The organism is Ulvibacter litoralis, assembly GCF_900102055.1.
Classification (GTDB): Bacteria; Bacteroidota; Bacteroidia; order Flavobacteriales; family Flavobacteriaceae; genus Ulvibacter; species Ulvibacter litoralis.
This window is the reverse complement of sequence record NZ_FNBA01000001.1, coordinates 884,447-899,652: the sequence shown is the minus strand read 5'-3', so window position 1 is coordinate 899,652 and position 15,206 is coordinate 884,447. Positions and strand designations below refer to the sequence as shown.

At 34.6% G+C, this 15,206-nt stretch carries 14 protein-coding genes; 13 read left to right on the top strand and 1 reads right to left on the bottom strand.

The window, feature by feature from the left end; genetic code table 11:
* Positions 1 to 93 precede the first annotated feature (93 nt).
* Together BLQ00_RS04150 and BLQ00_RS04145 are read left to right on the top strand one after the other, a co-directional pair.
* Positions 94 to 1,653 carry a LysM peptidoglycan-binding domain-containing protein gene (locus tag BLQ00_RS04150; RefSeq protein ID WP_093140879.1) on the top strand — a complete coding sequence of 520 codons (1,560 nt, stop codon included), beginning with the start codon at positions 94 to 96 and terminating at the stop codon, positions 1,651 to 1,653.
* A 19-nt stretch (positions 1,654 to 1,672) separates the two neighbouring features.
* Positions 1,673 to 2,650 (top strand): DUF4837 family protein, encoded by a 978-nt coding sequence (locus BLQ00_RS04145; RefSeq protein WP_093140877.1) that lies wholly within the window; start codon positions 1,673 to 1,675, stop codon positions 2,648 to 2,650.
* Positions 2,651 to 2,749: 99 nt separating this feature from the next.
* Here the strand turns inward: BLQ00_RS04145 and BLQ00_RS04140 are convergent, their stop codons facing one another.
* Complete coding sequence (locus BLQ00_RS04140) at positions 2,750 to 2,938, bottom strand: Sec-independent protein translocase subunit TatA/TatB (protein ID WP_093140874.1); 189 nt, start codon at positions 2,936 to 2,938, stop codon at positions 2,750 to 2,752.
* Positions 2,939 to 3,055: 117 nt separating this feature from the next.
* On the opposite strand from BLQ00_RS04140, the gene BLQ00_RS04135 reads away from it, so the two are divergent.
* From BLQ00_RS04135 to BLQ00_RS04085, 11 genes are all read left to right on the top strand, one after another.
* Positions 3,056 to 3,922 carry a M23 family metallopeptidase gene (locus tag BLQ00_RS04135; RefSeq protein WP_093140872.1) on the top strand — a complete coding sequence of 289 codons (867 nt, stop codon included), beginning with the start codon at positions 3,056 to 3,058 and terminating at the stop codon, positions 3,920 to 3,922.
* A gap of 6 nt (positions 3,923 to 3,928) precedes the next feature.
* On the top strand, positions 3,929 to 5,425 hold the full coding sequence (locus tag BLQ00_RS04130; protein WP_093140869.1) for a GH3 auxin-responsive promoter family protein: 1,497 nt from the start codon (positions 3,929 to 3,931) through the stop codon (positions 5,423 to 5,425).
* Positions 5,426 to 5,446: 21 nt separating this feature from the next.
* Positions 5,447 to 7,129 carry a DUF6909 family protein gene (locus tag BLQ00_RS04125; RefSeq protein WP_093140867.1) on the top strand — a complete coding sequence of 561 codons (1,683 nt, stop codon included), beginning with the start codon at positions 5,447 to 5,449 and terminating at the stop codon, positions 7,127 to 7,129.
* A 14-nt stretch (positions 7,130 to 7,143) separates the two neighbouring features.
* Positions 7,144 to 7,359 carry a GDP-mannose 4,6-dehydratase gene (locus BLQ00_RS04120; protein WP_175445411.1) on the top strand — a complete coding sequence of 72 codons (216 nt, stop codon included), beginning with the start codon at positions 7,144 to 7,146 and terminating at the stop codon, positions 7,357 to 7,359.
* A 258-nt stretch (positions 7,360 to 7,617) separates the two neighbouring features.
* Positions 7,618 to 8,166, top strand: a complete 549-nt coding sequence (gene rfbC / locus BLQ00_RS04115) for a dTDP-4-dehydrorhamnose 3,5-epimerase (protein WP_093140862.1) — start codon at positions 7,618 to 7,620, stop codon at positions 8,164 to 8,166.
* Entirely contained in the window at positions 8,163 to 9,011 is an 849-nt protein-coding gene (rfbD, locus tag BLQ00_RS04110) for a dTDP-4-dehydrorhamnose reductase (protein WP_093140860.1), read from the top strand. The genes rfbC and rfbD overlap by 4 nt, the downstream gene beginning before the upstream one ends.
* The gene (locus tag BLQ00_RS04105) at positions 8,975 to 10,027 is read left to right on the top strand and encodes a hypothetical protein (RefSeq protein ID WP_093140858.1); all 1,053 of its coding nucleotides are present in this window, start codon (positions 8,975 to 8,977) and stop codon (positions 10,025 to 10,027) included. Before rfbD ends, BLQ00_RS04105 begins: the two co-directional genes overlap by 37 nt.
* A gap of 21 nt (positions 10,028 to 10,048) precedes the next feature.
* Positions 10,049 to 11,170, top strand: coding sequence for a non-hydrolyzing UDP-N-acetylglucosamine 2-epimerase (gene wecB / locus BLQ00_RS04100; protein WP_093140856.1), 1,122 nt, complete (start codon positions 10,049 to 10,051; stop codon positions 11,168 to 11,170).
* Positions 11,171 to 11,173: 3 nt separating this feature from the next.
* Positions 11,174 to 12,379, top strand: coding sequence for a UDP-N-acetyl-D-mannosamine dehydrogenase (gene wecC / locus BLQ00_RS04095; RefSeq protein WP_093140853.1), 1,206 nt, complete (start codon positions 11,174 to 11,176; stop codon positions 12,377 to 12,379).
* Entirely contained in the window at positions 12,376 to 13,689 is a 1,314-nt protein-coding gene (locus BLQ00_RS04090; protein WP_093140851.1) for a hypothetical protein, read from the top strand. The genes wecC and BLQ00_RS04090 overlap by 4 nt, the downstream gene beginning before the upstream one ends.
* Positions 13,686 to 14,975 (top strand): polysaccharide pyruvyl transferase family protein, encoded by a 1,290-nt coding sequence (locus BLQ00_RS04085; RefSeq protein WP_093140848.1) that lies wholly within the window; start codon positions 13,686 to 13,688, stop codon positions 14,973 to 14,975. The genes BLQ00_RS04090 and BLQ00_RS04085 overlap by 4 nt, the downstream gene beginning before the upstream one ends.
* Positions 14,976 to 15,206: the final 231 nt, after the last annotated feature.

The following is a 15,206-nucleotide window of genomic DNA, read 5'->3' as shown; positions in this document are numbered from 1 at the left end:
TGATTATCAAGTAGTTTTGTTAAATTATTGATTTTACAAGCTATTTCATTATTTTTAGCAAAATTTTACGGGCGTAGCTCCGTTCTTCATACTATGAATTTAAAGAACTTATTTATTGTTTTCTTTTTAGGGGCAGGACTTTGTGTTGCACAAGAAGAAGTTATTAAACCTGTTGATTCCCTTCAGAAAAAACACATTCAAATTGTTGATTCTATTAAGGTTCAGGCAATTTCGAATGACCTTCCAAAAACTGTTGTTGCGACTAAAATCAAGGACACCGCTGTTTTTGCATTAGAAGACATGGCCATGGCGCGTAAACACGATAGCATTTGGTTGCAAAAATTATACAGTTTAGAGCTTTTTGAAGAAGTGTATGGCGCGGTTTCTAACCAAGATTATACGCCTGTCGACTATGAAGAACTTCCTACTGAACTTTTAAAAGAACGCTTGGAAGCTTTAAATGCGCGCACGCCTTTTAACGTAGAATATAATCCATCGCTAGAGAGTGTAATTAAAGGCTATTTGAAAAATCGCAGACGATCTATGGCAGATTTAATGGCGTTGAGCGATTATTACTTTCCGATGTTCGAGCAAGAATTAGACAAACACGGATTGCCGTTAGAGATGAAATACCTTGCTATTGTTGAATCTGCACTTAATCCGAGAGCGACCTCAAGAGTAGGAGCTACTGGATTGTGGCAATTTATGTATGCTACAGGTAAAATGTTTAACTTGGATGTGAGTTCGTATGTAGACGATCGCTCAGACCCTGTACTTGCCACGGAAGCTGCTTGTAAATATTTAAAAAGTTTATACGAAAGCTTGGAAGATTGGGATTTAGCCTTGGCTGCCTATAATTCGGGTCCTGGAAATGTTTCAAAAGCCATTCGTCGTTCTGGAGGACGCACCAATTACTGGAATATTAGATCGTATCTTCCACGTGAAACAGCGGGGTATGTGCCTGCTTTTTTAGCAACCATGTATATTTTTGAATATGCCGAAGAGCACGGTTTTAAAAGTAACGGTCCAAGAATACCTTACATTGCAACAGATACCATTCAAGTAAAGAAAAGAATTTCGTTGGAGCAAGTTGCAGAGGTTGCCGATATTGACCTTGAAGAGCTTCAGTTTTTAAATCCGTCGTATAAATTGGGAATTATTCCTGTAGTTGCTTCGGAAAAATACATGCTTCGATTGCCTGTAGACGTCGTTGGGAAGTTTATTACCAATGAAGAAGCAATCTATGCCTATGCTGAAACTGAATTTAATAAGAAAGAACAACCTTTACCAGAACTATTAGTAGAGTCGGATCGCATTCGATATAGAGTGCGAAGTGGTGATTATTTAGGGAAAATTGCAAGCAGACATGGCGTGACGGTTTCACAAATAAAACGATGGAATGGGTTGCGAAGTAATAATCTTAAAATAGGGCAACGACTTACCATTCATCCACGAAAAGTAGTTTCTAAAAAACCGAAGCCAGAACCTATTGCAGATGAGAATACTAGAGTGTATACCGTGAAAAACGGAGATTCACTTTGGAGCATCTCACAAAAATTTCCAGGAGTTAGCATTCAGAATATTAAAAATTGGAACGATATTAGTGGGACTAAATTAAAACCAGGAACGAAGCTTAAAATTTTAAAAGGCTAGTTTTTAAAGAACCACACCAATGAAACCAATATACCTTTGTTTAATTTCGCTTTTTATGCTAGTATCCTGCAATGAAAGCGGGAAAAAAGACACTTCCTATCTTCCAAAATCACTTGGAAATATTAATACCCTTCAAGTTGTCACGCCTAATGATTTATGGAACGGAAGCGTTGGAGAAGAAATTAGAAAGTACTTTGCAGCACCAACCGACGGACTGCCACAAGACGAGCCGTTGTTTTCTATGAACCAGATGCCGCCAGAAACCTACACAGGATTCGCACGAAAATACAGACTTGCATTGTACGTTACCATTGGTGATGAAGACAAGATAGCGATCAAAAAAGATGCGTATTCTAAACCGCAAACCATTGCATTTATTACCGCTACTTCGGAAGAAGGTATCATTGCATTACTTGAAGCAAATCAAGAACGTATTATAAAAGCATACCACGCTTCTGAAATTTCTGAACGACAACGCCGCACAAGAGTTTCCTTAATGAAATTAGACTCTTTGCAAAAAGACATGGGCGTTACGCTTAAAATTCCGTCGGCATATCGTATTGCGAAGGCAACAAGCGATTCGTATTGGATTCGGAAAGATTTGAAATCGGGAAGCACCAATATTCTTATTTATCAAGTGCCTATGGATATGATACGTACCGATACAACAGAAGTTGTGGGCGATATTATCAAAATTAGAGATTCGATAGGAAGTAAATTCCTTCCTGTGGAAGACGACGGGCAGTTTGTTACCGAAGCGGCGTATGCTCCGTATTTATTTACAACTGAAATTGACGGCAAACCAGCCTTTGAAACCAAAGGAACTTGGGAAGTGAAAAACGAATACATGGCAGGGCCTTTTGTTAATTATGCAGTCCGCGATGAAGCACATAACCGTTATCTAATTTTAGAAGGATTTACGCACGCACCTTCAGTAGAAAAGCGCGACCTTCAGTTTGAGTTAGAATCTATTTTGCGTACGGCGAAATTAGAGTAAGACTAAAATAACAGTAAACTAAAAAACCCTGCAAATCCGTAGATCTGCAGGGTTTTTTATTCCGAAGAAAATAAGAAGGCTCGTTAAATAAGAGCTACATTAATTTTTTTCATCTATTTTTTTATCAGCGTCTTCATCTTTTGAAGCGTCTTTAAATTCTTTAATACCGCTTCCTAAGCCGCGCATTAATTCTGGTATTTTTCTACCTCCAAATAATAATAAAATAACAACCGCTATTAAAACAATTTGAGGCCAACCAATAACTAAAGGTAAAATTACTAAGCTCATTTTAAATAAATTTAGGAAACAAAGGTAATAAGAAATACTAATATAGAACGTTTTCAAGGTAAGTTTAGCATTAAGGCACACAGTTTATTTTATATTTGTAGTCCGCAACCACGTAAAATGGAAAAAAAAGAGAAACGATCTAAAAAGATAAGAAAGAAGTTACTGCACAAGTACCGTTTGGTAGTTTTAAATGAAGACACGTTTGAAGAGCGGTTTTCATTTAAATTAAACCGACTGAATGTATTTGTATTTAGCAGTCTTTTTGCAGTGTTTCTGATTGCTTTTACCACGCTTTTAATAGCCTTTACACCCTTGCGAGAATACATCCCTGGTTATTCGTCTACGTCTTTAAAGAAAAAAGCGACCGAGTTAACCTTTAAAACAGACTCGCTACAGCGCGCACTTCATATAAACGACCAATATGTTACCTCAATTCGAAAAGTGCTCACAGGAGACGTTAAAACGGTTAATTTTAATAAAGATTCGATCATTAAAGCCGCGCAAATAGATGTTTCAGAAGTAAACTTAACGCCTTCAAAGGAAGATTCATTGCTTCGCGAGCAAGTGGCTCAGGAAGACAAATACAATCCGCTTACGGGTGCTTCCGAAGTAAGTTACGTATTATTTGCTCCCGTAAAAGGAACCATTTCTGAAGGGTACGACCCTAAAAAGAAGCATTTCGCAGTAGATGTGGTAACCATTAAGGATGCTCCTGTAAAAGCCACGGCGGACGGAACCGTGATTTTTGCCGAATGGACTGCAGATACAGGCTATGTGATGATTCTAGAACACAAAGACAATTTACTGTCGGTATATAAACACAACGCTTCGTTGAATAAAGAACAAGGAGAATTGGTAAAGGAAGGGGAAGTCATTGCGACCGTGGGAAGCACTGGCGAATTTACGACTGGTCCTCACTTGCATTTTGAGCTTTGGAGCAACGGATACCCAACAAACCCAACAAATTTCATCGATTTTGATTAAGTACCTATGTCACTAAAATCTATTGGCGCTAAAATTTTCGCAAAAACGGCTGTAAGTCGCATTAATAAATGGGCGAATAACCCTGTTGAGACGCAACAAAAAGTGTTTAAATCGTTGTTGAAGGAGGCTAAAAATACGCACTTCGGAAAGGACCACGGTTTTGATACCATCAACTCGTATAGCGACTTTGCCAAGCAAGTTCCTATGCGCGATTATGAAGCCTTACGAAACTATGTAGATCGTGTGGTTGCAGGTGAAGAAGATATTTTATGGCCAGGAAAACCGTTGTATTTTGCCAAGACTTCGGGAACCACTTCGGGAGCTAAGTACATTCCGTTAACCAAAGCGTCGATGCCTTCGCACATTCAAGCGGCTCGAAACGCTATTCTTTGCTACGTTCATGAAACGGGAAAAGCCGATTTTGTAAACGGAAAGATGATCTTTTTACAAGGAAGTCCAGAAATGGTGGAAAAAAACGGCATTCAGTTAGGGCGCTTGTCTGGGATTGTAGCGCATTATGTGCCTAGTTACCTTCAGAAAAATAGATTGCCAAGTTTGAAAACCAATTGCATTGCCGATTGGGAAACCAAAGTAGATGCCATTGTTGAAGAAACTAAAAACGAAGATATGACCGTGATTAGTGGGATTCCGTCGTGGGTACAGATGTATTTTGAGCGGTTGCGTGCTTCCACGGGAAAAGACGTGGGAGACTTGTTTAAAAATTTCAATCTGTTTATTTACGGTGGTGTTAATTTTGAACCGTATCGCGCAAAATTTGAAGCATTAATTGGACGAAAAGTTCCGAGTATTGAGCTGTATCCTGCGAGTGAAGGTTTTTTTGCGTTTCAAGACAAACAAGATGAAAAAGGAATGCTGCTTCAGCTAAACAGCGGTATTTTTTACGAATTTATAGAAGCCTCCACTTTTTTTGATGCAGATGCGAAACGCCTTACCATTGGTGAGGTTGAGAAAGATGTAAACTACGTGATGATTATTTCTTCCAACGCCGGACTTTGGGGTTATAATATTGGCGATACTGTTCAGTTTACGTCTACGAGTCCGTATCGTGTGATTGTTTCAGGAAGAATAAAACATTTTATTTCGGCCTTTGGAGAACATGTGATTGGGAAAGAGGTAGAACAGGCTATGAACGAGGTGATGCAACAGTTTAATTTCTCTATTTCTGAATTTACCGTGGCACCGCAAATTCTTCCGAAGCAAGGAGAATTACCGCATCACGAATGGTTGGTAGAGTTTGAAACTGCTCCTGAAAATCTTCAGAAAGTAACAGATGTTTTAGATGTATTAATGCAACAACAAAACAGTTATTACAAGGACTTGATTGAAGGAAAAGTTTTGCAGCAATTAAAAATAAAACCCCTTGTAAAAGATAGTTTTCAGGCCTATATGAAGTCACAAGGAAAATTAGGGGGACAGAACAAGATTCCGCGATTGGCAAACGATCGAAAGATTGCTGATGCACTCCTTAAAATTCAACATTAAAATAATAGTATCTTTGTTTCAATGAGTCAACATAAATCACACAAACGCACACGCGCACAAGAGAGTACAGGAGCCATAGAGCGCTTGTACATTACGATGCGCCATTTGTACAACAGAGGGTTTTACAAACCGATGGGAGTATCGGGTGAAACACTTCGAGAATCCTTATTGATTTTACGTCCCGAAATTTACGGTTCTATTGCTGAAGAAAAAGTAGAATTGCAAGGGTTGTTGTATGTTATAGATAGGCTTCCCGTAGGAATTGAAGAGTGTCGTTTTATCAATCTTACCAGTGATGAAGGGTATAAAAACTCACATTTTGAAGCGATTATTCCTGCGAAACGACGTAGAAACTGCTATCGAATAGATGAAGAGCAGATGAACATTGAGATTACGCGAGGACGTTCAGAAATCTATGATATTTTAACCCACCTAACCTTCTTATATATCGAATCTCACAAGATTATGAAAAAGGTGATGATCGACGATAAAGGCGGTGTGATACGAGATTGGAAAAAGCTTGAGAATGCAGTTTTAAAGAAAGGAAAGCTTACCAAAGAAGAAAAAGAAATTGCATTAACGCATACGGCTAACTTTTTAGGAAGAACTTTTGAAGAAGTGAGTGATGTATATGCATCGTTTGCAGATAGCAAGAATGAACATCGTTTTTTAAGTATTATTTATTACTTAGGAAAAGGTGCCATTGAAGAAATTGTAGCGGATAACAAACGTATTATCACGTTTAGTCCTGTATTAAGAGAGCGTTTGGGGCATCACATCCATGGGGAGCGTTGGGCGTTAACTATTAAGAAAAGCTTAGAAGAACAAGGGCTTTTAGAACGTCCCATACACATTATTAGTGCCAATATGCATAGTGTAATGAATACGTTATTTGCTAAAAAAGCACTTCCTACAGAAGCAAAAAACTCTAGTCAAATGGCTTTGTATGAGCTGTTAAGCAAACCAGCTAATAGTAAACACAGAGACAAGGTATTGAAGCTTGCGCAAAAGAACGGAATGACATTTATAAATGATACTAGTGGTACAAATATAGATGTTCAGATATTCGACACTAATAAATTAGATGAAAGTGTGTATTCTTTTGAAAATAAAGAACTTACAGATGAAGAAAAACCAGTAATCATAGTGATGGATTATGCGTTTGGTGAACAAGCGTATGAAACAATGGACGAATTACTGAAGCCTTATGAAAGTGAAAAGAAACATTTTTTAAATGTTGTTTCCGTTTCGATTATGGGGAAAGCAGGAATCTTGGAAGGTGGCAAGGGAGATATTATGATTCCGTCGGCACATGTTTTTGAAGGGACAGCAGATAACTATCCGTTTAAAAATAAACTAAAAAAGAAGCATTTTGAAAATGATGATGTACATGTTTGTGATGGAGCGATGATTACCGTTTTAGGAACTTCATTACAAAATAGAGATGTATTACGATTTTTCCATAAGTCAACTTGGGATGTAATTGGGTTGGAAATGGAAGGAGCACATTATCAAAAAGCCATTCAGTCGGCAGCAAAAATTAGAAAGAGTATTAGCCCGAAAGTGAAAGTAATGTATGCGTATTATGCCTCAGATAATCCATTAGAAACAGGAAGTACTTTAGCTTCTGGCGGATTGGGAACAAGCGGTGTAAAACCGACGTACTTAATCACTGAAAAAATGTTAAAATTGATTTTAGACTAAACTAAAAATATATTTTGAAGAACAATAAAGTATTAATAACAGGCGGTGCAGGGTTCATTGGTTCCAATTATGTACAATACATTCTTGAAACTAGTCAAGATGAAATTTTTGTGTTAGATAAGCTTACATATGCAGGTGATTTAAAGAATTTGGCGTCTATTTCAAGCCTTCCAAACTACACTTTTATTGAAAAAAATGCTTGTGATAAATTTTTGATTTATAAGGTTTAAATGGTAGAAAAAACGGAAGTTTTAAAATCAGATTTTTCTGTTATAGAATTTTTTTCTGACAGTAGTATGGTTGACGTTTCTGAAAACATTAAATCATGTACCTGAAATGAATAACGTGTATTTATAACAAAGAAGATCGAATATGAGTATTCTTGAGGGTATTTATAAAATAGAATATATTTCAAAATAATAATTAATCGCTTTAACGGTATTTTACTTTAAAAGTATGTACTAGAAGCATTTACTATAATTATACTAGTGTTACAAATAGAAGAAACCCCTTTAAAAGACTGTTTTATACTCCAACCTCGCGTTTTTAAAGACGAAAGAGGTTCATTTTTTGAGACTTTCAACGCAAAATTATTCAAGACAGTAACAGGAATAGATGTTGCTTTTATTCAAGATAATCAGTCACAATCATCTTATGGTGTGTTACGAGGATTACACTTTCAAAAAGGAGCGATGGCACAAGCGAAATTAGTTCGCGTCGTAAAAGGGAAAGTATTGGATATTGTGGTTGATTTAAGAAAAGACTCTGAAACCTTTGGAAAACAGTTTTCAATTATTTTAGACGCCATAGATAATAAGCAATTGTTTGTGCCGAGAGGCTTTGCGCACGGATTTATAACTTTGACGGACGATGCTATTTTTGCGTATAAGTGTGATAATTATTACGATGCAGCTTCAGAAGGTGGAATTATATACAATGACGCAACCTTATCGATAGATTGGCATCTTTCTCCAAAGGATTTTATCGTTTCAGAAAAAGACAAACAACTTCCTACATTCAAGGAAGTCACTTCATGAAGAAAATACTAGTTACAGGAGCAAATGGTCAGTTGGGGCAATGTATAAAAGACGCTTCTTTAGCCCACCCAGACTTAGATTTTACTTTCGCTACGCGGAAAGAATTGTCTATTGAAAACAATCAGGCGGTTTTAGAATATTTCAGAAAAAACAATTTTGATTATTGTATAAATACGGCAGCATATACCAATGTTGAAAAAGCTGAAAGTGAATCGGATGCTGCTTTTGCGACCAATGCTGAAGCAGTTAAGAATTTAGCTACAGTTTGTAAAGAAAACAATGTTGTTTTACTACATGTGTCTACCGATTATGTTTTTGATGGAAAGAAAGGAACTCCTTATTTAGAAACAGATGCTACAAATCCGATAAATGTGTATGGTGCTTCAAAGTTAAAAGGCGAAGAGTACATTGAAGAAATAGGAGGTAACTATTTTATTTTCAGAACGTCTTGGTTGTATTCTCAATATGGGCATAATTTTTTGAATACAATATTAAAATACGCCAAGGAAGGCAAAGCCCTTACTATAACCACAGAACAAACAGGAACTCCTACCAATGCAAATGATCTTGCTTCCCTTTTATTAGAAGTGATTGTGTCTAATTCAGAAGCATATGGATTGTATCATTTCAGTAATAAAGGAGAAGCTACTTGGTTCGATTTTGCAGAAGCCATACTAGAATATTCAAATCAATTAGAGACGACAAATCTTGCCAAGACCGATCATTATTCTACTTTTGCAGCGAGGCCCGTTTATAGTTTATTAGATATAAGCAAAGCACAACAAGTTTTTAAATTAAAGCCATTGGATTGGAAAGTGAGCCTTTCTATAATCCTAAAAAAATAGTTTTAACCATAAAGGAATTTAACATGGAACCAAAGCACAATAATGATGAAATCAATATGTTTTATATTCTTAATGTTTTTAATAAGGCATTAAGAAAATTAAATGTTTTAATTTTTGCTGCACTTCAGTTTATATTCCGACAATGGATAGTGATTTTAGTTTTATTTGTAATTGGCGTTTCTCTAGGAGTTTATTTAGAGAGAAAAAACGACCAGAGCTTTGAAACAAAAGCTTTGGTTAGAGTTAATTTTAATGCTACAAATTATGTTTATAATACAATAACATTGTTAAAGCAAAAAGTGCTAGAAAGGGACTCTATCTTTTTTACACAAAATGGCTTCCGTTCAGATACAATGGAAATAAATACAATAGAAATAAATCCTGTAGTTGATATTCGAGATATTATAGATAATTACGAGCCTAACGATAGAAATTTAGAGGCTTTGATGAAAAACTTAGATTTTGATAATGATGTTTCAATCACAGAAACTTTCAATGCTCAATATAAATATCATACTTTAGATTTAGAATTATCGGGTGTTGCTACGAATCAAACTCCACAAAAAATCCTTGATTACATAAATAAAAATGAGCTTTTTGAAGACGTTAAAGAAGTAACCATAAATAACTTAAAAAATAGAGTAGAAAATAATTTAAATATTATTGGGCAAATAGATGAGGTTATTAAAAATTATAATACTAATGAATCTCTAACCTCTCCTTCAAAAGAATTGTTTATTGTGGATAAAAACTTTAGTGTTTCAGGACTGTTAGATAAAAAAGTTTTGTTACTTGAAGAAAACGATGAGTTAACTGAAGATTTATCATATGCTAAAGACATTGTTGTTTTGGTTAGTAAACCAGATGTTTACAAAGTAAAACCAAGCATATTAACAAAAAAATATATTTTATTTCCTATTCTATTTATATTTCTTTTTCTATTTATTTCTGGGTTGCTTCATGTATACATGAACCTAAAGGAGAAAGCGGCTATCGACAGTAAATCTTTAAGATAAATATTTAAAAGAAAAACCAACATGATTACAAACCTAATTGTATTTGGAACTCGACCAGAGGCTATTAAAATGGCACCCCTTGTTAGAGGTTTTCTGAAAAAAGACAATTTTATCACGAAGGTTTGTGTAACCGCTCAGCATAGAGAAATGCTAGATCAGGTCTTAGATTTTTTCGAAATCACTCCTGACTTTGATTTAAACTTAATGCGACCTAATCAGAATTTATATTCATTAACAGCAGCTATCATTGAAAACATGAAGTCTGTGTTAGAAGAAGTACTACCAGATTATGTCTATGTACATGGAGATACAACAACCTCTATGGCAGTAGGAATCGCTGCTTTTTATAGTGGGGCAAAAGTTTGTCATGTAGAAGCTGGACTTCGAACGTTTGACAGACAATATCCTTTTCCGGAAGAATTTAACCGTCAACTTACGGGTAAAATAGCCGATTATCATTTCGCCCCTACAGTACTTTCAAAAGAAAATCTATTAAAAGAAAATACGCAGTCTGAAAACATCTTAGTTACAGGAAACACTGTCATAGATGCTTTACTATATGGAATTGAAAAGGTAAATTCTACAAATTTTAAAGATGCTGAAATTGAAGCTTTAAAGGAGAAAGTAGATTTTTCAAAAAAAATTATTCTAGTTACAGGACATAGAAGAGAAAATCATGGTGAAGGCTTATTGAATATTTGCAATGCCCTAAAAGAAATTTCTGAAACTTCTGAAGAGGTTCAGATAATTTACCCAGTACACCTAAACCCAAATGTTAAAGGACCTGTTCATGAACTTTTGGGAGGTAGAGACTCTATTCTATTGGTCGAGCCTTTAGCATATCCAGCTTTTATATGGTTAATGGAAAAATCATATCTAATTATTACCGATAGCGGCGGAATCCAAGAAGAGGCACCTAGCTTAGGAAAACCAGTATTGGTTACGAGAGACACAACCGAACGTCCAGAAGCAGTTGAAGAAGGTACGGTTTTATTGGTCGGAACCGATTCTCAAAAAATAAGCAGCGAAACACAAAAATTACTTCAAGATATAAACTATTATAATTCGATGAGTATGCTTCATAATCCGTATGGAGATGGTAATTCTACTTCGAGAATAATAGATTTTATAACAAAACTTTAAATTATGGAGAGCAAACCCAGTGTGGTTCTGATGGGGTTAGGATATATTGGTCTACCCACCGCAGCTTTAATTGCAAGTAGAGGAATATATGTAACAGGTGTGGATATAAATCAGCAAGTTGTTGATACGATAAACAAAGGTAAAATCCATATCGTAGAGCCAGAGCTTGACGGATTGGTTCATCATGTTGTTAAGGAAGGCTATTTAAAGGCTTCTACAGTTTTAGTAGAAGCAGATGTGTATTTAATTGCAGTTCCAACGCCTTTTAAAGGCGATTACGTGCCCGATCTTTCATATGTGATGTCTGCGGTTTCTAAAATCATTCCAACGTTAAAAACAGGCGCTTTGGTTATTTTAGAATCTACGAGTCCTGTCGGAACCACTCAAAAAGTGCAAGAACTGATTTTTGAAGCACGTCCAGATTTAAAAGATAAAATATTTATAGCGTATTGTCCAGAGCGTGTATTGCCCGGAAATGTAATTTACGAATTAGAGCAAAATGACCGTGCCATTGGCGGAATTGACGAGGCTTCTACTGAAAAAGCAGTCCGTTTTTACAAGTTTTTTGTAAAAGGAGAGTTGCACAAAACCAATTCGCAAACGGCTGAAATGTGCAAATTGGTTGAAAACTCATCCCGAGATGTACAAATTGCTTTCGCCAACGAATTATCAATGATTTGTGACAAGGCAAATATCAATGTATGGGAATTAATACGTTTAGCAAACAAACATCCACGTGTTAATGTCCTTCAGCCAGGAACAGGTGTTGGAGGTCATTGTATTGCGGTAGATCCTTGGTTTATAGTCTCCGAATTTCCAGAGGAAGCAAAAATTATTCGTTTGGCCCGCGAGATAAATAATTACAAAACAGACTGGGCTGTTGAAAAAGTAAAAAACACAGCGCTTCAGTTTAAAATTGATACAGGAAGAAACGCAACAATAGCTTGTATGGGATTGGCGTTTAAACCTAACATTGACGACTTAAGAGAGTCTCCGGCCTTACATGTTTCTGATGCTTTGCAAAAGGATGGTTTTTTAACATTAGAGGTAGAACCAAATCTTACTAATGAACCTTCACGAAAGCTAACCCCTTTTGATGAGGCAATTGAAAAAGCAGATATCATTGTGTTTTTAGTGGCTCATAGTGAATTTAAAAATTTAGTTATTGAGGAGAATAAAATAATCTTGGATTTCTGTGGAATAAAATGATTAAAAGATTACTTATAGTTGGGGCTTTTACAGGAATAGGTCATTTGACAAATATTTTAATTTTAAAATATTTGTCAATAAACATTCCAAAGGAAACCATTTCAATTATTGGTGAAATTGATAGCTTAGTGATTTTAATTGTTTCTATAATTTCTTTTGGCTTACAGCTATCTGCTACTAGAAAAATAGCAATATTAGATGATTGGAAAGAGGAGTACTATTCAACCCAATCTGCTAGATTTACTTTAAGTCTTTTTTTAATTGTTGTTGGATTAAGCGGTTTTTTAATAACAAAGAATGTATTATTCCTTTTTTCTCCAATATTTGGGCTCAATGGAGATTATGCGTTATACGCAAGAGGGAAACCAAAACTAGGTGCTTTTGTATCAATGCTTCGAGTTATAATACCAGCGATGGCTTTGTTTCTTGCTTCAATTTATTGGAATGAGTATTTAGTTACCATATATGGACTAACTATTTTAGGAGCATATATTTTGGCGGGGCTCATTGTATCTTCGAGTCTTCAAGTAGACTATTTTGTAAAGCCTAATGTAAAAAACCTAAAAAAATACTGGATCCATTTAGGACTTGGAATCGCTAGTGTGTTATTTTTATTTATTGGTATAAGTTTAATAAATATTGTATCTCTTATTTATACAACATCTATAGTTGCGATTATTTATTTAATCTTAAAATTTTATATGATATTTAAGGGGATTAGACAAATCATAGTTCAGAGTTTCTATAAAGAATTAATAGAAGAAAAAATTGCTTTTAAAGTAGATCAAATAGCATCAATAACTGGTCTGGTGTTTTTTATTTCTTTAGGCTTTTTTTTAAATGTTATGGCTCCAGTTTTTTTTAGTGAAGAGTTTATTAATTACCATTCAACATTTTTTCTTATTGGTTTGGCTGGATTTGTTTCTTCTTTTACAACGAGCACAGGAGCAAGGCTCTTATTATTAAGCAAGGATAAAGAATATACTAGGAACATAATTTTGGCAGCTGGAATAACAATTATTTCTAGCATTGTGTTTTATTATGTCTTTGGAAATAAACTATCGTTAATAGCATTGAGTATACTCATAGGAGAGTTAGTTCTTTCAGGTTTGAATACTTTTTCAGTTAAAGAAAATAATTTTCTAATTAAACGAATTAAAGCAATCTTGCCATTTGTTCTTATTTCGTTATTATTCCTTCTAATAAACTATTTGTATGAAGAGAGTATGATAACATATATAACTTTTTTAATAACAATAGGAGCTTCAGTAATATTTTTCAGTAAAAAAAAATTAACCACAACCGAATGAATATTTTAATAACACATGGCTATTCTGATTCTAACAAAGGTGATTTAGCCATTACTTTGGCATGTTATGAATATGTGAGAAGTAAGTATCCAAATGCTAAAATAACACTGCATTCAACTTTCAGAAACAAAAACAAAGCAGAATTTCAATACCATAATAGATTTATGTCTAATTATAATATTGAAATAAAGCAAGGGATATTACCAACCCCATATTCATCTGATGATAAGTCGGTTTTTTATGATCTTTTAGCTGTATATCGTTTACTAAAAGAAACCATACAATTAAAGCTAACATTGTTTGTTCCTTTATTAGGAAAGCTTTTAGGCGGAAAACAATATAAAGCAGTACAAGATGTAAAGTCCGCAGATTTAATTTTAATTAAAGGAGGACAATTTATATATAATGAAGAGGAAGATTTAAGAGGAAACTTGTTTTTATGGAGGACATTACAGCCAATAAAAACAGCTTTTCAATTAAATAAGAAAGTTATAATATTTGGCCAAAGTTTTGGTGGATTCGCAAGTGAAAAAAGCGAGAAAGTAGCAGCTAAATATTTAAATTATTGTAGTAGAATTTATGCTAGAGAGAAAGTCAGTTACGCTTTTTTAGAAAAACACAATCTAGCACATAAAGCTGAAACTATTCCAGACTTAGCTTTTTATTTAAAAAAGAAAGTAAACAACACTCCCTCAGTCTCTTTACCGTCAAATGAGAAATATATGGGAGTTACAATGGTTAATTGGCATTTTCCAGAATCCAAAAACCCAAAGCAAGCTAAAATAAATTATATAAAATCTATTGTATCTGCTTGTATTCATGCAAAACAAAACCATGGACTTTCCCCCTTGTTTATTCCTCAAGTAACCGTAAGACATCATGGAAAAAGCGATAACGATATAATACATGAAACAATAGCGCTTTTGAAACAACAGAATATAGTTTCTCACTTTTACGAAAAGGACTTATCTGTTTTTGAAATGATGGATTTATACAAAGGTTGCGAGTTTTTAATTGGAACAAGATTACACTCTTGTATTTTGGCGGCTAACGTTGCTACTCCTATATTGCCTATCCGCTATCAAGGATTTAAGACGCAAGGAATAGTTAAAGAGTTGAATCAAGAGAACTTATTGTTAGATATTCATAACCTTTCTGAAAAAGAACTAATTGATAATATTGATAATATTATGAATAATAAAAAAAATATAAAAGAACAGTTAGAAAAAAGAACAACTAGTTTTATTCATGAGTTTGATGAAATCGACTTTGATACAATAAAGTAATTTCAAGTGTAAATATTAAATGATTAAAAAAGAGAAAATAATATATTTCTTACTCCTGATAATATTTTTATTATCAGGAAACCTCGTATTTCAATTATTTTTCTTAGCTCTCTTCGGGGTCGTTATCTTAGTTTTAAGTAAAAAGAAATTAATAATTGATGAACGTGCATTTTTTTATTTAGGATTGAGTATAATGTCTTTTATTCAATTTTTCTTATTTTTTCGGAGTGA

What these genes read in the sequence shown, in the direction of transcription:
- BLQ00_RS04150 (WP_093140879.1), top strand. Translation starts at nt 94, where the DNA reads ATGAATTTAAAGAACTTATTTATTGTTTTCTTTTTAGGGGCAGGACTT.
- BLQ00_RS04145 (WP_093140877.1), top strand. Translation starts at nt 1,673, where the DNA reads ATGAAACCAATATACCTTTGTTTAATTTCGCTTTTTATGCTAGTATCC.
- BLQ00_RS04140 (WP_093140874.1), bottom strand. Translation starts at nt 2,938, where the DNA reads ATGAGCTTAGTAATTTTACCTTTAGTTATTGGTTGGCCTCAAATTGTT.
- BLQ00_RS04135 (WP_093140872.1), top strand. Translation starts at nt 3,056, where the DNA reads ATGGAAAAAAAAGAGAAACGATCTAAAAAGATAAGAAAGAAGTTACTG.
- BLQ00_RS04130 (WP_093140869.1), top strand. Translation starts at nt 3,929, where the DNA reads ATGTCACTAAAATCTATTGGCGCTAAAATTTTCGCAAAAACGGCTGTA.
- BLQ00_RS04125 (WP_093140867.1), top strand. Translation starts at nt 5,447, where the DNA reads ATGAGTCAACATAAATCACACAAACGCACACGCGCACAAGAGAGTACA.
- rfbD (WP_093140860.1), top strand. Translation starts at nt 8,163, where the DNA reads ATGAAGAAAATACTAGTTACAGGAGCAAATGGTCAGTTGGGGCAATGT.
- wecB (WP_093140856.1), top strand. Translation starts at nt 10,049, where the DNA reads ATGATTACAAACCTAATTGTATTTGGAACTCGACCAGAGGCTATTAAA.
- wecC (WP_093140853.1), top strand. Translation starts at nt 11,174, where the DNA reads ATGGAGAGCAAACCCAGTGTGGTTCTGATGGGGTTAGGATATATTGGT.
- BLQ00_RS04090 (WP_093140851.1), top strand. Translation starts at nt 12,376, where the DNA reads ATGATTAAAAGATTACTTATAGTTGGGGCTTTTACAGGAATAGGTCAT.
- BLQ00_RS04085 (WP_093140848.1), top strand. Translation starts at nt 13,686, where the DNA reads ATGAATATTTTAATAACACATGGCTATTCTGATTCTAACAAAGGTGAT.